The 21716-nt window shown below is 56.8% G+C and carries 17 protein-coding genes; 7 read left to right on the top strand and 10 right to left on the bottom strand.

Annotated elements, in window-relative coordinates:
* Positions 1-38: 38 nt before the first annotated feature.
* Positions 39-2612 carry a DUF349 domain-containing protein gene (locus tag Y5S_RS05170; RefSeq protein ID WP_035231013.1) on the top strand — a complete coding sequence of 858 codons (2574 nt, stop codon included), beginning with the start codon at positions 39-41 and terminating at the stop codon, positions 2610-2612.
* The gene (locus Y5S_RS05165; protein WP_035231012.1) at positions 2605-3084 is read left to right on the top strand and encodes a DUF4442 domain-containing protein; all 480 of its coding nucleotides are present in this window, start codon (positions 2605-2607) and stop codon (positions 3082-3084) included. Before Y5S_RS05170 ends, Y5S_RS05165 begins: the two co-directional genes overlap by 8 nt.
* Here the strand turns inward: Y5S_RS05165 and Y5S_RS05160 are convergent.
* Positions 3078-3692, bottom strand: coding sequence for a DUF924 family protein (locus Y5S_RS05160; protein WP_035231011.1), 615 nt, complete (start codon positions 3690-3692; stop codon positions 3078-3080). The genes Y5S_RS05165 and Y5S_RS05160 overlap by 7 nt on opposite strands.
* Positions 3685-4359 (bottom strand): arylesterase, encoded by a 675-nt coding sequence (locus Y5S_RS05155; RefSeq protein WP_231552631.1) that lies wholly within the window; start codon positions 4357-4359, stop codon positions 3685-3687. The genes Y5S_RS05160 and Y5S_RS05155 overlap by 8 nt, the downstream gene beginning before the upstream one ends.
* Between Y5S_RS05155 and Y5S_RS05150 the strand changes: the two genes are divergently transcribed.
* Both Y5S_RS05150 and Y5S_RS05145 read left to right on the top strand, forming a co-directional pair.
* Entirely contained in the window at positions 4358-5035 is a 678-nt protein-coding gene (locus tag Y5S_RS05150) for an ABC transporter ATP-binding protein (protein WP_035231010.1), read from the top strand. The genes Y5S_RS05155 and Y5S_RS05150 overlap by 2 nt on opposite strands.
* Positions 5028-7439 (top strand): ABC transporter permease, encoded by a 2412-nt coding sequence (locus Y5S_RS05145; protein WP_035231009.1) that lies wholly within the window; start codon positions 5028-5030, stop codon positions 7437-7439. The genes Y5S_RS05150 and Y5S_RS05145 overlap by 8 nt, the downstream gene beginning before the upstream one ends.
* Before the next feature lie 280 nt (positions 7440-7719).
* Here Y5S_RS05145 and Y5S_RS05140 read toward each other — a convergent pair whose 3' ends face one another.
* Positions 7720-8907, bottom strand: a complete 1188-nt coding sequence (locus tag Y5S_RS05140) for a multidrug effflux MFS transporter (RefSeq protein WP_035231008.1) — start codon at positions 8905-8907, stop codon at positions 7720-7722.
* 312 nt (positions 8908-9219) lie between these two features.
* Here Y5S_RS05140 and Y5S_RS05135 point away from each other — a divergent pair, with 312 nt between their 5' ends.
* Positions 9220-11112, top strand: coding sequence for a cation:proton antiporter (locus tag Y5S_RS05135; protein ID WP_052041408.1), 1893 nt, complete (start codon positions 9220-9222; stop codon positions 11110-11112).
* A 67-nt stretch (positions 11113-11179) separates the two neighbouring features.
* Here Y5S_RS05135 and Y5S_RS05130 read toward each other — a convergent pair whose 3' ends face one another.
* The 6 genes from Y5S_RS05130 to Y5S_RS05105 form a co-directional block, all read right to left on the bottom strand.
* The gene (locus Y5S_RS05130) at positions 11180-11608 is read right to left on the bottom strand and encodes a MerR family transcriptional regulator (RefSeq protein ID WP_035231007.1); all 429 of its coding nucleotides are present in this window, start codon (positions 11606-11608) and stop codon (positions 11180-11182) included.
* Between the two features lie 4 nt (positions 11609-11612).
* A complete protein-coding gene (locus Y5S_RS05125; protein WP_052041407.1) occupies positions 11613-12593 on the bottom strand; it encodes a hypothetical protein in 981 nt (326 codons plus the stop codon).
* Positions 12594-12750: 157 nt separating this feature from the next.
* Complete coding sequence (locus tag Y5S_RS05120; RefSeq protein ID WP_081939675.1) at positions 12751-14310, bottom strand: FGGY-family carbohydrate kinase; 1560 nt, start codon at positions 14308-14310, stop codon at positions 12751-12753.
* Positions 14310-15815, bottom strand: a complete 1506-nt coding sequence (locus Y5S_RS05115; RefSeq protein ID WP_035231005.1) for a glycerol-3-phosphate dehydrogenase/oxidase — start codon at positions 15813-15815, stop codon at positions 14310-14312. The genes Y5S_RS05120 and Y5S_RS05115 overlap by 1 nt, the downstream gene beginning before the upstream one ends.
* Positions 15816-15831: 16 nt before the next feature.
* Positions 15832-17445: an FAD-binding oxidoreductase gene (locus tag Y5S_RS05110; protein ID WP_035231004.1), complete on the bottom strand. Its 1614-nt coding sequence runs from the start codon at positions 17443-17445 to the stop codon at positions 15832-15834.
* A 94-nt stretch (positions 17446-17539) separates the two neighbouring features.
* Complete coding sequence (locus Y5S_RS05105) at positions 17540-18364, bottom strand: lysophospholipid acyltransferase family protein (protein ID WP_052041406.1); 825 nt, start codon at positions 18362-18364, stop codon at positions 17540-17542.
* A 137-nt stretch (positions 18365-18501) separates the two neighbouring features.
* Between Y5S_RS05105 and Y5S_RS05100 the strand changes: the two genes are divergently transcribed.
* Both Y5S_RS05100 and ada read left to right on the top strand, forming a co-directional pair.
* Complete coding sequence (locus Y5S_RS05100; RefSeq protein ID WP_035231003.1) at positions 18502-19167, top strand: OmpA family protein; 666 nt, start codon at positions 18502-18504, stop codon at positions 19165-19167.
* Between the two features lie 130 nt (positions 19168-19297).
* Positions 19298-20419, top strand: coding sequence for a bifunctional DNA-binding transcriptional regulator/O6-methylguanine-DNA methyltransferase Ada (gene ada, locus Y5S_RS05095; RefSeq protein ID WP_052041405.1), 1122 nt, complete (start codon positions 19298-19300; stop codon positions 20417-20419).
* Positions 20420-20471: 52 nt separating this feature from the next.
* Here the strand turns inward: ada and Y5S_RS05090 are convergent, their stop codons facing one another.
* Positions 20472-21701, bottom strand: coding sequence for an MFS transporter (locus Y5S_RS05090; protein ID WP_052041404.1), 1230 nt, complete (start codon positions 21699-21701; stop codon positions 20472-20474).
* Between the last annotated feature and the right edge of the window lie 15 nt (positions 21702-21716).

Raw genomic sequence — 21716 nt, 5'->3', positions numbered from 1 at the left:
TCCAGAACAGGACGCCCGGCCTCGCCGGGCCAATAACTATGTTTGGTCGATTACTAAAACCGCGCTGGCAACACACCAATCCTGATATCCGTCTCAAAGCCATTGAAAAAATGTCTGCCGCCAGTGATGCAGAAATCCTGGCCAAATTGGCCCGGGGTGACTCCAGCACCCTGGTCAGGGCTGCAGCGACCGCGTGCCTGGCCGATTTCGGGTTGCTTGACGAAATTTTCAATCAGGACGGCGCGCCTTCCGTTCGAGAAGCGGCATCCATGCGCATCATGTCACTGCTTGCCGGCACCACCCCTGACGCCCCTCCTCATGACACGCGCTTGCGCCTGGTCAGGCTGACGGAAAACCCTGAGGTGTTGGCCCATATCGCCACACATAGCCCAGACGAAGCCTGCCAGCTCGCAGCCATAGAGCGTATGAGTGGCAACCCGGCACTACTGCCGTTGGCGATTGATGGCCCCAGCGAGCCTGTCCGTGTGGCCGCCGCCCAACAAATCAGTTCACTACCCGATTTGAAGCGTCTTACCCGTGAAGGCAGAGACAAGCGTGTGGTGCGGATTGCTCGTGATGCAGCGAAAGCATTGCAGGAGCAACAGCAACGACAGGAAGCGGCCTCAGCCCGCGTTATCCAGCTGGCGGATCGTTTCGAGCAGCATGCTCGTCGTCGAGTGGATGCGCTGTACGGTCCGCGCCTTGAGCAACTGGAGCAGCAGTGGCAAGAATCAGCAGCCAGTGCCACGCCGGATCTTGCCAATCGTGTCAATCTTGCTCTCAACCGCTGCCGTACACAGCTGAAAGAATTACAGGAAGAGCACCGCAGGAAGGAACTGGCTGAAACCGCAAAAATGGAACGCAATGCGGCCTGCCGTTCGCTCTATCAGCTACTGGGCGAGGCAACCGAAGACACCTGGGACAGCCAACTGGGAGAAATGCGTTCCGCTCTGGCAACCCAGCAACGACGCTGGAATGGAGCCAGTGAACAAAGCCTGCCCAGCCAGGATGAAAGCGTTGCATTCGAGAACCTTTGTGCTGCCTTTAACAGCATGCTTAGCCTGGCGGACCGCGTTGGCGAGCATCGGGATGACCCGAAGGCACTGAAAGAGTTGGCCAGCCAGTGGCCGGCAGAATATGCACGCCCTTCCTTGCTCTCCAAACTGCTGGAAACGCCCGCCGAGCCCAAACCGTCTGAGCACAGCGCCCCGGCTTCTTCCAAAAGCAATCCTCACCGAGGCTTGCTGATTGCCCTGAAGAGAGAACTGGGCAAAGGCAACCTTCGCCATGCCAACCGGCTTTGGCATAAGGCTGAGGCCCTGCTGGCCGAGGGCAATGCTCCCCAGCTTGCCCGGGAACTTGAGAAACTCAAGGCTAGACGGGAAGAACTGAAGGATTGGCATCGCTTTGCCGCCGAGCCAAAAAAGCAGGAACTCTGTGCGCAAATGGATCAGCTCGCCAGCAGTACGCTGGACCCGCAGCAGCTGGCCAGTGCCATCCAGGCACTGCATGAAGAGTGGCGCAGCCTGATGAGTTCTGATCAGGATGAAGACCAGGCGCTCTGGGATCGCTTCAAGGCCGCTACGGACCTGGCCTACGAGCCGTGTAAAGCTCACTTTGCCGAGCAGGATGCGCAGCGCAAGGCCAATCTGGAAAAACGAATTGAGCTCTGTGCCCAACTGGACGGTTTCATCGCTGCCCAGGACTGGAACCATGTTGACTGGGAAGGTCTGTGGCAAATTCGCCAGCAAGCCCCACGGGATTGGCAGCGCTATCAGCCCGTGCGTTTTACCGATAACCGGGATGTACAGAAACGCTTTTCAGCAGCGCTGACCGCGCTGGACGAACAAATTGACGTCCATAGTGAGCAGGCTGCTAGCCAGCGCACCGCATTGATTACGCAAGTTGAGCAAATCAATCTTGAGGTTGAGGACCTGCGTGATGCCATTGCAGAGGCCCAGAAGATCCAGAAACAGTGGCGCAATACGGCCTGGCTGCCCCCCTCTCAGCATCGCCCCCTGCAGAAACGTTTCCGCAAGGCCGTAGATCAGGTATTCAAAGCGCGGGACAAGCAGAAGGAGGCGTTCAAGGCTGATCAAAATCAACGCCAGGAACGTGTCAAAGGCGAAATTGAGAGCCTGGAGCAGGCCCTTCAGGCACCTTTCTCCAGTGATAACGCCAACACGCTAAGGGAATGCCTGCATAACCTGGAAGACGCAGTGGATGGCCGTCTTGCACCTGCGCTGAATCGGCAGGTGCAGCAGTTGCGTCGCCGCGCCCAGGAGCGGCTGGCCAAGCTGAAAGACTGGCAGCAATGGCACCGTCTGCAGGAGCAGGTTTCCGCCCTTGATTCCGTTCAGGAAGTGGATGAATCTCAACTCAGTATGGCGGTAGCTTTCGAGGCCCTGGCCGGTGTGCCCTCTCCTGAACCTGAGCGGCAACGGCGGCTGGCCTGGCAGCTTGAAGCGCTGCCTTCAGCCATGAAACAGCAGGGATTCTCGGTGCTGGAGGAAATGACCAAAATGCTGGCAGCTCATTCATCGGGTATTCGCGATGCCGAGCGGCAACGTCTGCTGGCTGCCCTTGCCGTTCTGGAGCCTGGCAATGCGTAAACTGCTTCAGCGCTTTGCTCGCAGCCCGGCCGGGCTGCGATGGTTTCTGAATCTGTACGGCCCCTATCTCGGAGCCGGCGTCAGAGTTGACTACCTGGCGGAGGATTTTCGGGAGCTAAAAGTCTCCATGGGCCTGCGCTGGTATAACCGCAACTATGTGGGCACCCATTTTGGCGGCAGTCTTTATTCAATGATTGACCCGTTCTACATGCTGATGGTCATGAATGTGCTGGGGCCTGATTATGTTGTCTGGGACAAGGCGGCCAGCATTGATTTTGTCAGTCCAGGCAAAGGCCGGGTTTTTGCTCATTTCACCTTGAGCGACGAACAGATTGATGCGATCCGTGAGCACACCGCCAGTGGTGACAAGTACCTGCCTTGCTGGGAAGTGGAGATTGTCGATGCAACCGGCAACTGTGTGGCCCGGGTCAGCAAGACACTCTACATTCGCCGAAAACCCGCCTCTCACTGACCAAAGCGCCCGGTCTGCTCAAGAAAATGTAACTCTTCTCGGGTGCTTTCCCTGCCCAAAACCTGATTGCGATGCGGAAAACGGCTGAAACGGCGAATAATCTCCGCATGGTGTCGGGCGGAGGCAAGATGATTATAAACATGCCCGGCAGCGAATTCTGGCGACTCCTTGTGCAACTTCTCCAGGGTATGAATACATAGCTCCTGTAGATCCATATCCTCTGAATGCATTAACGGCATGACGAAAAAAACCTGACCGCACAGCGGGAGCCTGTTGATCATCTGTCGTGACAGGCCTTCTACTGCCAAAGTGGCAGCACGATGGTCACCTGCGAAAGCATTCGCGGTGCCACGATGAATGTGGCGAGTGAACTGATCCAGCAGCAGGATCAGCGCCAGCCGCGATTCTGGATGGCGCTCCCACTCCACCAGCTCTTGCTGCAGCGCGGCGCTCACCGCATCGCCAAAACGATGCTCGATCTCCGCATCATCCCCTTGGGTAGAGCGAAACCACTTGCGGGTCGCAGGATCGCTGGGCCAGCCACGGCTCAGGCCATCTTCGAACCAGTAATCCAGAATGCTCTCCCAGGGAGACATCAAATCAAACATGCTCGTCCGCCTTCGCCGCTTCATCGCTGCCGGCATAACAATCAGGAAGAATGGGCCCCAGTACAGATTCCGCATTGCGTAACAGTAGAGGCTGGGCTTCTATCGCAGGATGAATACCGTCCTGCTGGAAACCCCCATGCTCAAGAATACCCTCAAGAAAGAAAGGGACAAAGGGGACATCATGCTGCTGGGCAGCCAGCTGGAACTGTTGTTCGAATAGCTTGGTGTACTGGGGACCATAATTTGGCGGGATACGCATTCCAAGCAGCACCGGTGTCGCGCCGCTATCTCGTGCCAGGGTAATCATTGTCTCCAGATTACGGCGCATGGCGATTGGTGACAGGCCCCGCAGGCCATCATTCCCACCCAGCTCAATGACCACGATGTCTGGCTGGTGCGCATCAAGCAACTCAGGCAATCGAGACTTGCCCCCGGCGGTGGTTTCTCCACTTACTGACGCATTGATCACCCGCGAATTGTTGCAATAGGGCTGCAATTTCTGTTCGAACAAATGTACCCAACCCTGGGTTTTTTCCATCCCGTAGGCAGCGCTGATACTATCGCCAAGAATCAGCACAGACTGGCCACTTGCCGAACTGGCAAGCAATATCGCGGTCAAAGCTGCCACAATTCGATAACGCTGCAACATGAGTAGCCTGACAAACATGAATGACACTTCTCCGGTTTTACGCGCACATGATCTGGGTAAAGAGGTTAACGGCCCGGAAGGGAACCTGAAACTTCTGCAGAATATCACGTTCGATGTCTTCGCCGGTGACAGTGTTGCCATCACGGGCCCCTCGGGCTCAGGGAAATCCACCCTGCTCTCCCTTCTCGCCGGACTGGATGTGCCCAGCACTGGAGAGGTGCAACTCAAGGGGGAGCCCTTCAGCACCAGGAATGAGGATCTGCGCTCTCGCTTGCGTGGGCAGCATTGCGGGTTTGTCTTCCAGCAATTTCAGCTGGTCGCAGACCTCACCGCGCAGGAAAACGTCATGCTGCCTCTGGAAATCCTGGGACGCCCCTCTCCTCGGAAACTCGCCAGCCAGTGGCTGGAACAGGTTGGACTCAGCCAGCGCCAGCAGCATTACCCAGCCCAGCTGTCAGGGGGGGAGCAACAACGGGTAGCTCTGGCCCGGGCCTTTGCCGTATCTCCTGCTGTGCTGTTTGCAGACGAACCCACAGGCAGTCTGGATTACGCCAACGGGCAACATGTGGCGGATCTGCTCTTTCAACTGAATCAAGAGCAAGGTACTGCCCTGGTTCTGGTCACCCATGACCCAGCCCTTGCCGAGCGCTGCCAACGCCAATTCACCCTGAATGAGGGGCAGCTCAGTGACTAAGGCGTGGCGCTTCACTACATGGCGCTCAGCAGCATTCCGCCTGCAGGCACTGGCCATATTTATTGCAGCACTGGCCATGACCACAATGCTGGTGTTGCGAAACAGTGTTGATGATCGTTTCAACCAGCGTACCGCAGAAGCGCTGGGTGGAGACCTGATTCTGGACGGAACCCGCTTCCCGGAACCGCAGCAGCGCGAGATTCTTGAACGCTATTCTCACGCCGAAACTACCAGCTTCGCCAGTGTACTGATCCATGATGAGCAGTTCCTGCTTGCCAGTGTCCGTGCCGTTTCGGACAGCTACCCCTTATATGGTGAATTACAGATCAGCGATGGTCGCTTTTCTCCCGCTTATGCACAATCGTCCGGGCCATCCCCGGGGCGAATCTGGCTGGCGGGACAAGCGCTGGACAGGCTTACACTGGATGTCGGTGACACCATCACACTGGGTGAGCGGACGCTGCTGATCGAGAAGGTTATCGTTCAGGAACCCGATCAACAGTCTGGCTTTTACAGCATGAATCCTCGCGCCATGATTTCCATGGCGGACCTGGAAAGCACGGGTGTACTTGGTGCTGGAAGTCGCTATCACCACAACCTTCTCGTTGCGGTAAGTGACACCGACCGTGATACGCTCCAGCGCACACTTGAACCAGGACTGCGCCCGGATCAGGAGCTCGAAACCGTTGTCAGCACCGCACTTCGCGAAAGGGGACCTATCCAGCAGCTTTTCCTTTGGTCGCAATTGGCAATCATGCTGGTGGTTCTTCTTTGTGCTGCCGCAATTTTCCTCACTGCTCGCCATCGTGCAAGGCAGCAGCAGACGCTTTGTGCGGTGATGAAAACGGTTGGTGCGAACCAGCGGCAGATTGCCAATCGTTTGCTCGGAGGGGATGCCCTTGCTTTGCTATTACCCGCCATGCTCGGTGTGGGGCTCGCGTCATTAGTTGGTGCAGTGATTGCCTCGCGCCTCGATAGCGGGGTGAGCCAGTGGGCGGCGGCACTTCAGGGCCTGTTCGGGCCCGTTATCATGTGGATGGGATTTGCTGCGCCAACCCTCTGGCAACAACTTGGCCAATCTCCACTGTCCCTGCTTCGAGGGGCAGAGGAAACCGGCCCACGCGCGCCCTTGATCATTGCCCTGCTAACACCCATCCCCCTCGCCTTGCTGCTGACCGGCTCGTTGACCACTCTTTGGCCCTTGCTATTACTTACCTGCGCAGTTGCCATAGGAATGCCGGTGCTGCTCTGGCCTCTCATGATGGCAGTAGATCGTCTGCTGCGCCGTGCGCCCCTGCCTGTCAGACTGGCTTTTCGTCGCCTGAGTCGTCGCAAGGCAACATCCCTGCCTTTACTGGCAGCACTGATCATTTCCCTGTCAGTACTGTCCATGTCCATGCAGGCTGGCCGACAATTGCTCGATGATTGGCAAAGCACTCTGCCCGCACAGGCCCCCAATTACTTCGTGATCAACCTGTTTGATGATGATCTTCAGGGCTTTGCCGAGTGGCTGAAGGAGCATAACAGTGAAGCTCAGCCCCTCTATCCTGTGGTTCGCGCCCGCCTGACGGAGATCAATGGCGAGTCAGTGCGTGAGGCGGTCACCAAGGAAGAAGATCGTGCCGAACGAGCACTGAATCGTGACCTCTCGCTAACGGAAAGTAACCAGCTTCCGGATAGCAACCTGATGAAAGAGGGCCGCCTGGCAGCTCAACCGGGTGAAGTAACAGTGGAGAGCAAGCTGGCAGGCTCGCTGGGGCTTCAATTGGGTGATCGACTCACCTTTACTGGCTCGGCCACGCCGATTGTTGCCACGGTAACGGGTTTCCGTGAAGTGGACTGGGAAAGCTTTGCCCCCAACTTCTACTTCATGTTTGCCGAAGGCACGCTATCTGCCCAGAACCGAACCTGGATTACGAGTTTTTTCCTGCCGGAAAACAAAAGCGCTGAACTGAGCACGCTGGTCGCCCACTTCCCGCAAATCAGCCTGCTGGACGTCAATGCCATTCTCTCCAGTTTGCAAGACATTGTCCGTCAGGCCAGCCAAGCCGCGATGTGGGTCGGAGGGTTGTTGATGATGGCCGCCATGCTCGTGCTTGGGGCTGCCCTGCTAACCACCGCAGACCAGTTACGTCGCGACAACAGTCTGTTGGTGACATTAGGGGCAGACACCGGGCTACTGAGAAAAACCGCAGCACTGCAAGCTTTCTTCATGGCCGGTAGCGCAGCACTGTTGGCGTCACTGATACATTTACTGGCACTCTGGCCGCTGGGACAGCGACTGTTTGATGGGCAGCTCCCCCTGAGCGGCTGGATCGCCCTGCCCTGGTTCCTGCCCGTATTACTCACCGTAGCCGCCGCCGCGCTGCCTCCCATGAAAGCAGCAGAACACACCCGACAATAAACGTCGGAATATGGGGTTTGGTCGTCTTCCAGGAAGGGGAGGAAGAGCTTCCTGTTTTTGTGGGAGCGGCGGTTCCGCCGCGAAAGATGAGTGCATCGCGGCCGAACGTCCGCTCCCGCTCCTACGGATAGGCGGTGGCGCAACGGGTGGAGTTGCCCTTCGGACATTTCCACCCTACGGGACTGGAGCTGAGGCTCTGTCTTATCCCGCGCATACTTTGGAGCTTGCCTGCATGCGTAGCTCCTCAGACACCTTCGAGCTTAACGGAACAGCATTTGATTTATTGCCGGGGTTTTTCCGGCGTCAGTACCAGAAACAGCGCCAATGCCATCAGACTGGCAGCAGCCATTAACACCACCATGGGTAGCGGCGTACCGTTGTGCAAAGTGCCCAGCAAAGTCCCCACCATCCCGGCCAGCAGGAATTGCAGGGCGCCGTTAAGCCCGGTTGCGGCACCGCTGTCACGTTCAAACAAACTCAGGAAGCAGGCAATACCATTGGGCATGACCAGCGCCATCATCCCGCACACCACCATGATCAACGGGATCACCAGCCAAAGGGTCAGACTTCCAGTCAGGACCAGCCCCATCAGCACAAGCGCTGCCGCGCTCTGAATCATCAGCCCCGTGCGCATGATAGCGGCGGTGTCGTAATAACGAAGCAACACCACATTCAGGCGATTAAGCGCGAGCATGGTCACCACGTTCGCCCCAAACGCGAGGGGAAAGTGAGCGGCGCTCAGTTCGAAATAATCCATGTACAGAAACGCCGCATCGGTGATGAACGTGAACATGGCACTAAAAGAGAGCCCATTAGCGAGAATGAAGCCCATAGCCCTACGTTGCCGAATTACCCGCCCGTAAGCAGTAAACAGGCGCTTCGACAGCGGCTCCCCGCTGCTTTGCGAAGCCACTTTGGGCAACAGCAACGCCACTACCAGCGTCAACAACCCACCATAGCCTGCCAACAGGAAAAAAATACTTTCCCACCCAGCCAGATGAAGCAGGAAGGAGCCGATAGCCGGCGCCAGCAGTGGAGCCAGCAACATTACCAGTCCAATCGAGGTCAGAACCCGTGCAGCCTCCTTGCCTGAAAAATGGTCACGCACAGAGGCCGCAGCAATAACAGCGGTGGCTCCGCCGCCCAGCGCCTGCATGAAGCGCAGCAGATACAGCTGCTCCACATCCGCAGAGAATGGAATCAGCAGGCTGCCAGCGATGAATAGCAGTAGCCCCCCGTATGCCACCGGTTTGCGGCCGAGCTGATCTGATAGTGGTCCGCCAAGCCATTGCCCCGCCGCCACACCCAGCACATAAACGCTGACAGAAATTTCCACATCATGGATGGGAACCTGAAAATGACCGGACATGGTAAGCAGTGCTGGCAGGTAGGTGTCGATAGCCAGAGGCCCCAGGGCGACAAGCGATCCGAGAATAATGGCAAGTCGACCGGGGCTGACAGTTTGCATAAACAGCGTCTCACAAGGTGGGCAATAGGCCAGTTTAGCGCAGCTTAGTGCCGTCTTCATCGAAAATTGAATCTAATTCACGACAGCGTAACCAAGCGCCCGCTCGGCAAAGCGTAATCGTAAAAGGGCTCAGAAAGCGGTTGCCTCTGGATGAACAGGCTGTGACTATTAGCCCGAATCATTATGAGTGTAATGCATGCTTTCTGCGTCAACTGAACGTCTTGCCGGTGACCCAGGTCCGGTGACACGCTGCCCTGCCCGGATTCTCTCTTCGCTTAACCAATCTGAACATGACAGCCATAAGGGTGACCAATGGAGCTAGAAATCGCCTTTCAGTTGGCCATCATCACGGTTGTCGCCTTTGGCTGTCAGTGGGTTGCCTGGCGGATAAAACTGCCTGCCATTCTTCCTCTACTCCTGACAGGCCTCGCGCTTGGTCCTCTTACCGGCGTGGTTTCTCCGCAGGACCTGTTCGGGGATCTGCTTCTGCCCGGCGTATCGCTTGCGGTATCCATCATCCTCTTTGAGGGCGCAATGACGCTGCGCTTCGATGAGATACGCGGGTTGGAAAAAACCGTTCAACGGCTGGTGACCTGGGGGGCACTGATTACCTGGTCGGTGGTCACCCTGTCAGCCTGGTGGCTGCTGGAGCTACCGCTTGGCTTGGCGTTGCTGTTTGGTGCTTTGGTGGTGGTTACAGGCCCGACGGTAATCGTCCCCTTGCTGCGCAGTGTGCGTCCGGTGAGCAGTGTCTCGAGGCTGTTGCGCTGGGAAGGTATTGTGATTGACCCCATCGGGGCTATTCTCGCGGTACTCGCCTACGAGCTGGTGGTGGCAACCGGTCAGGATGGTGCCATCCTGCATTCGCTGTGGCTGTTCTTCCAGGCCATTCTGGTGGGTGGCGCCATCGGCACCTTGGTAGCACTTGGCCTCGCCGAGCTGCTTCGTCGCCATCTGATTCCCGAATATCTGCGCAGTTTCCTGGTCCTTTCCATGGTGATCGGCGAGTTCGTTCTCGCCAACGGACTCAGCGAGGAATCCGGGCTGGTTGCCGTGACCGCCACCGGGATTGTGCTGGCTAACCGCAAAGGGGTGCGTACTGACGACATTCTCCATTTCAAGGAGAACCTGTCGGTGATGCTGATCTCTGTGCTCTTTATCGTGCTGGCAGCCCGCCTGGAGATGGAAGAGCTGAGTCAGTTGAGTGCCACAGCGCTTGCTGTTCTGGTGATTATCCAGCTGGTCGCTCGCCCACTTTCCGTGCTTTTTTCTACTATGGGATCCTCGCTGAACTGGAGAGAGAAATCACTGCTGGCCTGGATCGCGCCTCGGGGTATTGTCGCGGCTGCGATTTCCGCTCTGTTCGCTGAACGCCTGCAACAGAATGGCGTTGCGGGTGCCGAAATGCTGGTGCCTCTGACGTTTATGGTGATTATCGGCACCGTCGCCCTGCAGAGCCTCACTGCCCGTCCGCTTGCCCGTTTATTGAAAGTGGCAGAGCCGGCGCCACGTGGGTTCCTGATCATTGGTGCCAACCCTGTTGCCCGCGCTATCGGTGCGGCTTTGCAGAAAAACAACTTCCCGGTCACGGTAACGGATTCGAGCTGGGAATCGATTCGCGCTGCACGGATGGAAGGCTTGGGCACGTTTTACGGCAACCCTGTCTCCCAACACGCTGACCAATATCTCGATTTGATCGGCCTTGGCAAGCTGTTGGGCCTGAGCCCCCGCCGGGAACTGAATACCATGTCCACCATGCGCTACCGGATTGAATTCGGTGAGCAGAATATCTTCAGTCTTCCCACCCAGAAGACCGAGAAAGAAGTGAAGCACGAAGTGGCGCCCGAGCACCGTGGCGCTACCCTGTTCGGTGCGGATATGACCTATGCTCGTCTCGCCAGTCTGTTGAGCCAGGGAGCGGAGATCCGTAAAACCCGGCTGACAGAAGAGTTCGATTTTGAAGCATATCGCAATGCTCCAGGGCGGCAGGTGTGGCCCTTGTTTGCCATTGATTCGCGGGATCGGGTTCAGGTTTTCACCGCTGAATCACAGCCTGAGCCGAAAGCCGGCTGGCATATGCTCGGGTTGATCAAGGAAGATACCGCCAAGGAAGAAGCAAAAGCCGAAGCCAGGGCTGAGGCAGCTGCGGAGAAGGTCGCCGCCGAGAAGGAAAAAGGCCCGGAAGAAAAAAGCAAAGATAAATAACCTGTATTTTGAAGGAGGCCGCGACCGGCCTCCTTCACTTATCCCCTGCTGGCAAAGATCACGACGCTCAACGAGAGGTTTCCAGCTCGTCCTCGCCAACCACCGCATCGATCAAACCACAGACCCGGCCGTCATCCAGATGACAATCAGGCTTGTCCTGCCAATCAGACATGGCTGAGCGCATCCGTTGGCTCAATGCCTGTAACTCGCGAATGCGGGCCTCAACATCCTCCAGGCGTTGTTCAATCAGGCTACGTACTTGCCCGCATGGGGTTTCCCCTTCCTCAGAGGCTGTCGCGAGAGACTGGATATCCGTCAGGGTGAAGCCTAACGAGCGAGCCTTGATGGCAAAACGAAGCAAGCGCAGATCTGACTGGTTGTAATGCCGGTAGCCATTGCCCGGATCCCGTTGCGGCTTCAGTAAACCAATATCTGTGTAATGGCGAACCGTCTCGGTTGTTGTGGCAGCTTGGCGGGCCAAGTCAGAAACACGCATGGTTTCACTCTCCTGTCTGGCCAATTATCCAGGGGCTGAACACGCTGGGTACGGGCCGTTGGTCTTGCAGATAATACGCATTGATCGCCCGGGAAAGTCGCTCCCGACCTATAGTCTCGGACAGTCGATCCAGAAAGTGGGTTCCTGCCGATGATGAATTCTCGTCATGCTCCATGCTGGACAGGGTGCATTGCAGCGCACTGTCCGCGAGCGCGTCACTGCCTGATGCGGTCCAGGCCTCCTGCAGATCCTTGATAATCCAGTCGCAGTGCTGATAGTAGTGCGCGTAGATACCTGTGATGCGCCATAGCCAGGGATCATCGCCCAGCTTTTGGCGTAAACCACGAAGACTGGATAGCGCCGTATCACGATCTTCCCAGGCAAACCCGCGGCGTAGAGTCCAGATGGCGGGCTCGTCGATGGGGAGTTGTGCGTTCAGCGCTTTGGATTCGCACGGTTGGCCGATGCATTGCGCCAGCCAAAGGGCTAAGAATGGCGTTCTGCTGTCAGCCAGAGCTTCCAACTCAGCAGAGCCTGGATCGCGTGACAGCATGACAAGAAACTGCTGTCCTTGTGCTGTCTTTAACCACTTCGCCTGTTTTGCCAATTCCGAGAGGTTGAGGCCGCTACCATAGTCGTAAAACTGGTCAATTGTATAATCATCACCCACGCGACCAGCAATCCGAATGAAACTGACATTTTCTGAATCCTGATCCCGGTGCTGAAGGCGCAACCGCGCAGCAAAGCGCTCACTGTCCTGATTAAAACCAGTAATAGCAAAACCCTGAAATGAGGTATCAGCCAACCAGCGATCCAACACAGCTGCTGGAAGATTGACAATATCCTGTCGCTCCAGCACAGGCCGCAGCGAACCACTACCAAGGTCCTGCCGCAATGTGGAAAGGGTATCCGTTTCCTGGGCGCTAACCAGAGGGGAAACCATAACGACCAGCAAGCTGGCCAGAATCAAGCCTGTCCGCTGCATGCAGTGGTGCTCATCCTGATAAATTGAAAGCTCAGCGTAGCATAGTGACGCGCGCGGAAAATCTGAGCGCTTCTCAAGTAAAACGGATTTAGGGCCTGTTCACAAAGGAAGGACAATGCTTGCAGGGAGCCTCTGAATAACGCCTTAGTGACAGCCCCTAGCGTGCAGGGTAACCAGTGATATGGCGGATGGAGCGATAAAGCGGTGCCAGACGGGGGTAAAGCTGTTTGTAAACCTGACGGTAGAGTTTGTCATAGAGGGGGCTAAATTCTTTTCTCGGCAAAAAGACCTTGCCCGTTCGTGTCATCCCTTCAACCGCGGCTTCGTAGTCTGGATACACTTTCATGGCCACCGCGATATTGATGGCGGCTCCCAGCCCGGAGGTCTCGCTGGTATGGGGACGCTCCGCCGGCAAACCAAAGATATCCGCTGTGACTTGCATGATGGCATCGCTTTGTGAGCCGCCGCCGGAAACCTTCAGGTGAGTGATCTTGACACCGTTACGCTTTTCCAGCCGCTCTTTGCCTTCCCGTAATGCGTAGGCGATACCTTCGATGATGGCACGATACAAATGCGCGCGGGTGTGAACGTCACCAAAACCCACAATGGCGCCTTTCGCTTCCGGTCCAGGAATACGCACTCCGGGATTCCAGAAAGGTTGCAAGGTCAGCCCCATGGCGCCGGGTGGTGTCTGCTCGAGAAATTCCTCGAAAAGGGTCTCCGGTGCCACACCCAGCTGCTCTGCCCTGTCAATTTCTTCACGGGCAAACTCGCGTTTGAACCAGTTCACCATCCAGTAACCACGCTGAACAATGATCTCGGAGTTATAACGCCCGGGTGCAGCCGCCCCATAGGCCGGTACAAAGGGGATCGGTTCGACGTAACGGGCATTGCAGGTGTTGAAGGTTGCCGTGGTGCCGTAGCTGAGGTTTCCTATCTGGGGAGCAAATGCCCCTGCACCCAGCACTTCACAGGCCTTGTCAGCGCCACTGGCAATCACAGGCAACCCTTGTGGTATGCCGGTATGCCGGCTGGCCGCAGCGCTAATGACCCCCAACGTTTCTCCTGGTGAGATCAACTCAGGCAGCTGCTCGGGCTTTAGCCGCAGGGCTTTCCATTTCAAATCATGAACCGGGGCCCACCGGCAGCGTTTGTAATCGTAGGGAATATAGCCCACTTGCGAGGCGGTACAGTCACGCAATTCGCCCGTTAGCCGGTATGTGAGATAGCCTGAAAGCAGCAAAAAGTGGGCTGTTTTTGCCCACAGCTGAGGCTCATCCTCGGCCAGCCAGTTGCATTCTGCTTTGGCCTGAAACTGGTGCAGCGTTTCACCCTGCCCCAGAAATTTTACCGGGGCAGACAGCCATAATGGCAATCTTGGCGGAGACGCAGTGCGACGTTGATCCAGCCATATGATCGCCGGGCGCAGCGGCTTTTTTCTGGCATCCAGACATACCACAGAGGCTCTCTGGGTGGTCAGGGATACGCCGATCACCCGCTCTTTGAGATCGGGAAAATCGAGCCATAGCCCTTGGCAGGCCTGCCCCAGCTCTTCCCAGAAGTAGTCCGCATCCTGCTCGGCAGCACCGGGAGCTGGAGAAATATAGGGCTCAATCTGCCGTTGCGATTTGGCTACCAGTTCGCCTTTAACGTCGAACAGCATGGCGCGGGCACTTTGCGTACCCTGATCAAGTGCCAGAAAAAGCGGCGCATCCATCAGCCTGCCTTTAACGTTTCGTGTGAGTGCTGCATGGGGACACCGTAAAACCGCTCATGAATGTGGAGGTAGCGCGTTAGTTCATCCTGCCAACGTTCATCGGTCCAGCCCAGCGCCTTCTGGATCTGTTCACGACGGGCCTTCAAGACTGCACAACCCGCATTGGGTCGGGTCAGGCCCAATCTTGTCCGTCTCAGCATCAGGTCATCCAGATGCTGTACAGATTCACGTTCAAGCAGCCAGGAAAAGAAGGCTTCATCATCCTGTTCGGCATGGAGAAAATGATCCACCGCTGAAGGCGCTCCCTCCAGCTTTTCGTACATGGCCGCTTTCGATTTTTGCCCTTTGCGGTGTTCTGCAGCGTCAATCAAGCCTGTTGCCAACAAGGCGTCCAGGGCGATCAAGCGAAAAGTCGTCAGCTTGCCGCCGCTGACCGTCACCACCCCATTGTCGCCCCAAACCGCGTGATCGCGACGTTCTTTTGAGGGATCGACACCTTTGCCCGATGCGATGACAGGCCTGACGCCCGCAATGGTGGCAAACACATCTTCACGGTTGATATTCCGACCCGGGAATTGGCTGTTGATCAGTTTCAACAGGTAATCAACCTCCTGGCTGGACGCGCTGGCCTCAATATCCATATCCTGAGGATGATCCAGGTCCGTGGTGCCCACACAGGTGACCCCTTCCCAGGGGAAGACGAAAACCGGCCTGCCATCATCAGGGTGCATGACCGTCAGGCAGTCCGAAGCAGGTAGCCGTTGCGGATCGACAAACAAATGGCTGCCCCTCAGTGGTCGAACGCGGGCCTCACTGCCGGAAAGGCGATCTGCCCAGGCGCCGGTGGCATTCACCACTTGCAACGCACGCAAGGTGCCACGGGAATCATCGCACTGATCATGAAGGTCGATGCTGAACCCTGTGTCGTCCCGTTTTACCGAAGCCACCTGCATATAGTTACAGGCAACGCCGCCAAGGCGAGCGCCCTCCAGCAAAGTGCGCATCACTAGTCGGCAATCGTCAGTCAACGCATCGGTATAACTCATTGCGCCAGTCAGACCATCAGTGTTCAGGGAAGGCGCACGCGATTTGACTTCATCCAGAGACAAGTAACGATGATCACGAATCCCGGCGAGAAAATCGTACAACCACAGTACGGCTTTCATCGGCCAGCGGCCCGGGAATACGCCTTTTCGAAGCGGGAAAAGATAGGTGGCGCGCTCTACCAGGCCTGGTAATTCCTTCAGTAGTCGTTCCCGCTCCAGCAATGAGTGCCGGGTCAGCTTTACGTCGCCCTGGGCTATATAGCGCAAGCCTCCATGCACCATTTTCGAAGAGCGACTTGAGGTGCCCCAGGCATAATCTCGCTGCTCTACCAGTAGCACCTTCAAGCCTCTACGTGCAGCCTCCAACATGACACCTGCGCCCGTAATGCCTCCGCCAATCACCAGTAGATCCCACTGCTGCTCAGCAAGCTGATGGATGTCCTGTCGTTTACCTAACATAGTCCTTTCCTGCTTATCAGAGCGTTGCTGTCTCGGAATCGTCCTGAATCAGGCAACCCGGATTGAGTTGTTTGCGGGGGTCCATGGCATGGATCAGCTCCTCAAGGATGGCCATGCCCTGCTGCCCTTTCTCGTGCTTGAGCCATGGCGCGTGATCACGCCCTACCCCGTGTTGATGGCTGATGGTGCCACCATGGGCAACAATGGCATCACCGGCGGCATTCTTGATGGCCTGCCAGCGCTGCAGTGTCTTCTCGTAGCTGTCCGAACAACGGAAAACATAGGTCGTGTAGATACTGGAACCTTGGGGATACAGATGTGACAAATGGGTAAAGACGTGTACTGCTTCGCCATTACCAGCATTGTCTCTTACTGCTTGTTCCATGGCGGTCATTGCCGGGGTCACCTGATTCCAGTTAACGGCGGTTTCAAAGGTGTCCACCACATAGCCATGTTCCCACAAGCCATGTCGTAGATACGGAGATCGAAAGCGGGATTCCTCCCATTTACGCCCCAATAGCTCCCCCACCATCACACCGCCCGCAGCACGAATACGGCGTTTACAGGCCGCCAGCGTCTGCTTCGACTGATTCTTTTCGCCTGTCACACCAAAGGTGATCATGCATTTGCGCTCACCACATCCGCGCACAGAAAGGTATCGATGCAACAGGGATACCAGTTTCTCGTGCCCTGCCAGCGTGAGATGGGTGCGTGTTTCTTCCGCATTGGAGACCCGAAGCATGGACAGGGGCAGACGGGATTGGGTCAGGCTGCGCACCAGCTCCACCGCCACATCCCAATTTGGTGCAAACGCCACCTGGAATGTCTCAAGCTCCGGTAAAGGCGTCACCCGCACCTTCACCTCCGTGATAATGCCAAGACGGCCCTCGGAGCCAAGCACGATTTCACGGATGTCCGGGCCAGCTGATGAAGCGGGAATAGCGGGAATATTCAAGGTACCGCGAGGGGTTTCCATACGGCCACCGGCAAACATTTGTTCAATACGACCGTAGCGCATGGACTGCTGTCCACTGGAACGGCTGGCTACCCACCCACCAACGGTGGACAGCTCCCATGACTGCGGGAAATGACCCAGTGTGTAGCCTTTTTCCTTTAACTGTTGCTCAAGCAATGGGCCAGGAGTGCCCGCACCAAAGGTGGCAATCTGGCTTTCACGGTCCAGATCCAGCAGGGTATTCATGCGCGCCAGAGAGAGTGTGAGCACCGGTTTGTCACCGGGCTGGGGGTTGATGTGCCCAGCCACCGATGTGCCACCGCCGTAGGGAATCAGAATGATGTTCTGCTCTGCCGCCCAGTCAAGCAGTTCGCGAACCTGCTCGGAGTTTTCTGGCTCGGCAACACCATCCGGGAAGTGACCAAAATCGCCGGATCGCATGGCCAGCCAGTCTGGCAGGCTTTGCCCGCGAGCATGCCGCACACGGATTTCAGGATCAGTCTGGATCAGGGGGTGTGCTGGCAACCGGGTGTCTGGCACGGTAGCGATTACCGTGGCAAGCTCGGCGTCCTGCAGTGGCGTGGCGCCGCCAAGGCGAGACTGCAAAAAGCGCAGCCCAGAAGACTTCAAGGGATATTCGTTGCTGCTGTCGCCCCAGCCATTCCAGCGTCGCATGGGAAATTCTCCTGATTTTTTCGCATGTTAGCGCTGAATCAGGGGCATTTCACTGGCGTAGCAGGACAGCTGATGAACTTTTTCGGACACCGCTTCAGCGACTGAGAAGCCACTTGCGCCAGCCTTTGGCGCGCACGTTTGAACGATCCTTTTCCAACTCTGCCAGCATACCCTCAATGGAGGCTGCCACTTCTTCGCGCAGCTCCCAGCATGCCGCTTTATCGTCCGAGCGCCCAGCCCAGCGTTCTGTGGGTATGGGTTTTCCGATCTGAAACCACAGCGGCTCTGGCTTGGGCAGCAAGGTCGGGCCTACTCCCTTGGCCAGCGGCATAAACAGATCCCCGTCTCGGAGCACCCGGTTTACGCGCCCGTTTCGGAGGATTCGCTTGCCGACACGGGACGCTTTGAAAGCATCCCCATCGAACAAGATGTCGTACGTGTAATCACATCCTGCAGATGCAAACGGGACAATGTCGTAACCGTGGGCAATGGCCATCCTGGCGAATCCTGTTCGCTGTTTCCAGACCAGCTTGTGTGCCTCATCCTTGCGCATGGCAACTTCACGCGCGCCGCCGGGAAAGACCAGTACATGCTGTCCACTTTCCATCAATTCACGGCAGTTTTCCGGTGTGCCGTCTACAGCACCAAAGCGGGTAAGCAGCGGCCCCCAACCCGGCACCTGAAAATGAAAGTGATCGCCCAGCGCTCTTGGATATACGCCTGTCTCACGGTACAACTCGGCCATGAACAGGGGGGAGTCAATCAGTCCGTAAAGACCATGGTTGCCCACAAAGAGAGAGGGACGTTGAGGGTTTACGTTGTCTGCCCCGCGTAATTTGGGCGCAAAATACCAGCGCTGCAGACGCAAGCGGCTGTCCAGTACTTTGAGCGGAGGGGGGGTAAACGTAGAACTTTTCACTATCAGACCTGTCTTTGTAGGAGGTATGGTTGGCAAATTAACGAGGCGGCACTTTACCAGTTTTTACACGGTCGCTATGGTTAAAACGTGCCTAAACAATTAAAAATCAAATAACTTTTACCGTCCAAGGAGTTTCCATGAAACGTTTTGCGGGTTCTCTGGTTCTTGCCAGTGCCGTCGCTTTCACCGGCTGTAGCACCATCAATCCGTATACCGGGGAAAAACAGACTTCCAAAGCCACCTCAGGTGCTGCCATCGGTGCCGTTGCTGGTGCCCTGATCGGCATCGCTACTTCAGATAGCGCCAAGGAGCGTAAAGAACGCGCCCTCAAAGGTGCCGGCATTGGTGCCGTCACAGGCGGTGGCGTGGGTTACTACATGGATGTTCAGGAAGCCAAGCTGCGCCAGAAAATGGAAGGTGCTGGCGTTTCGGTTACCCGGGATGGCGACAATATCATCCTCAATATGCCGGGCAACCTGACTTTCGATACCGATAGCAGCACCGTTAAATCCAGCTTCAGCCCTGTGCTGGATGCAGTGGCAGAGGTCCTGAAAGAGTACAAATCCACCATGATCCAGGTGGCCGGCCACACCGATAGCACTGGCGGTGACCGCTACAATCTGCTGCTTTCACAGCAGCGCGCACAGGCTGTAGCCAACCAGCTTGGTGGCTTCGGCGTCGAGCAGGTTCGTATGGATGTGGTAGGTTTCGGTGAAACCCAGCCCATCGCCAGCAATGGTACTGCCAGCGGTCGTGAGCAGAACCGTCGCGTTGAGCTGACTCTGATCCCCTATACCGAGTAACAGTTTCAGCAATACAAAAATGAAAGGCAGGCCCCGGGCCTGCCTTTTTTGCGTCTGGGTACCTGGATTAAAGCCCTCTCCCCCCTGAATTTGCTATGTTCACAAGATCCCGGATGCCTGGCGTAGAATCATGCGTGATGATGGACCCAGTGGACTCAATGAGCGAATCGTCATGCAAAAAGACTCTCAGGCCGAGCAACGTTGGCATATTCTGGTTTCCCGGCAAGCCTCAGGTTCTGCCCCTTTTTTCTATGCGGTGACCTCTACCGGTATCGTCTGTCGGCCCGGCTGTCCTTCGCGCTTGCCCAGGCAGGAAAACGTCCGTTTCTTTGATCATTGCGAAGATGCCATGAAGGCGGGTTATCGCCCTTGCAAACGCTGCCGGCCTCTTGGGAGCAGTCACCCGCATAACGGCATGGTGTTAACTGTCTGCCGCTTGATTGAAGAGGATCCCGCACAGGCGAGACTGTCCACACTCGCCTCTGCCTGCGGTTATTCTCCATCACATTTGCAGAAAACCTTCACACAAAAAATTGGCATCAGCCCGCTTGAATATGCCAAGGGCGTGCGACAGCTGAGGGCCTATCGGGAACTAGGCCAAGGCAGCTCAGTGACCGAATCCCTGTATGCTGCCGGCTACCAGTCCGCAAGCCAGTTCTACACAGAGTTCAAGGAGTTCAGCAGCCTGCCGGCAGGAAGCCACAGGCTCGCAGGTCGCGGAGAAGTGATCACTTTTGCGGCGGCGGAAACCTCCCTCGGTGTGCTATTGATCGCTGCCAGCGCTACTGGCCTGTGCTGGATTTCCCTCGGCGAGGACTTTGCACAGCAAGTCCAGGAACTCCAGGCGCACTTCGCCAACGCCCAATTCTGTCCACCGGATCCCGATTTTGTTGACTGGCTCAGTCAGGTGGTAGGTTTTCTGGATTCGCCTTGTGAGCCACTGGACCTTCCTCTGGATATTCGTGGCACCCTTTTCCAGCGGCAGGTGTGGGAGGCACTCCGGAGTATCCCGCCAGGTATGACAATGGATTACCAGGCACTGGCAGAACGAATTGGAAAACCAACGGCAGCGCGAGCAGTGGCGCGCGCCTGCGCCAGCAATGTTCTGGCCGTTGTCATTCCCTGCCATCGCATCCTGCGCAAGGACGGGGGGCTCTCAGGCTACCGATGGGGAGTGCAACGCAAAGCTCAGCTGCTGGAGCGAGAGCAGCTGCGACGGACCAAAGAGGGTTCCTCGAAGGAAAATGACTGAGCCGGTACGGATTGCATATCAACCCTGCCCATAGCGGCTACGACAATTTCTGTCAGCTCCGCGAAGACCGCCGTACCAGCCTCCATGCCAGCCAACTTAACGGGATGAGTAACACCATCACCAACAGGTAGGGCCAGCGATGATCAAGGGTGTAAAGCCCGGTACCAACCAAGGGGCCGAGGATAAAGCCCAAGGCAGGACACGCACTGGCAAGCCCGGCTACCCGCCCCTGCTCTTCATGACCGACCCGCAAGCTCGCGAGAGACATGATGGCAGGCATCCCAAAACCAAGTCCCAGACCTATCAGCAATACTGCCCCGCTCATGACCAGCTGGGCTTCAGCCATCCAGAGCACCACCGCGCCAGCGCCAATGGCAGGTACCGCCATGGCGATCAGCAGACTGGCCGGGGCTCGCAACCACTGCACGACGATGATCTGCCCAGACAGCGAAGTAATAGCGGCAGCCATCATTGTGATGCCGAGCGTACGGGCCGCAGCCTGTGGACTCATTTGAAAGTGATCCTGGAACAAGAAACCCAATGTCTGCTGAATCAGTGCAAAACTCATGAACAGCATGACCCCGGTCATTAACAAGTCACGCAACCGGGGATCAGCGTAAGCGCCTAGTCCTTTTTTCAAGGTTTGCAGCAGACTGGGGGCAGCCTTGGCCCTGATCTGGGGAGACGCAGGCAAAAAACAGGCTGTCCCAATCGCCATCAAGCCCGTCACAACGGAAACGGCGTAAAGAGGGAATACCAGCGTAATTGCGGCAAGGATGCCACCGGATACTGGCCCGATAACGGTACCAAGATTATTCGCTGCGCCAATCCGCCCCATTCCCTGGGTGCGCTGTTCTGGCGTGGTGATATCTGCCGTGTAAGCGGCTGCTGCTGCAGGGGTTGCGGCCATGATGGCCGCCTGTAGCATGCGACTGATTACCAGCCCACCGACCAGTAGCCCGCCCGTTATCCAGCCATTCAGGCCCGCATGAAAGACCAGCGCGAACAGCAAGGTCCCGAGGGAATAGCCCGTGAGACCGATAACCAGAACCGCTTTTCTGCCCATGGACTCGCTGATCGTACCCCACACCGGACTTGCCAGGGCAAACACCAGTGCCGAGCAGCTGATGATTAGCCCCACCTCCATCTCCGCCATTCCGGTTGCTCTGCCGAGGGATGGCAGCAGAGTGAAAACCAGGGTTTGACCTAACGCCGTTGCGGCAACGGCCATCAACAGAATTGAGTGTTGCAGGGTTCGCGAGTTACGCTTGCCGCTATTCATTATTGAGGAATCACC

It is taken from the genome of Alcanivorax nanhaiticus, from assembly GCF_000756665.1.
Lineage (GTDB): Bacteria > Pseudomonadota > Gammaproteobacteria > Pseudomonadales > Alcanivoracaceae > Alcanivorax > Alcanivorax nanhaiticus.
This window is presented reverse-complemented; position numbering and strand designations above follow the sequence as displayed.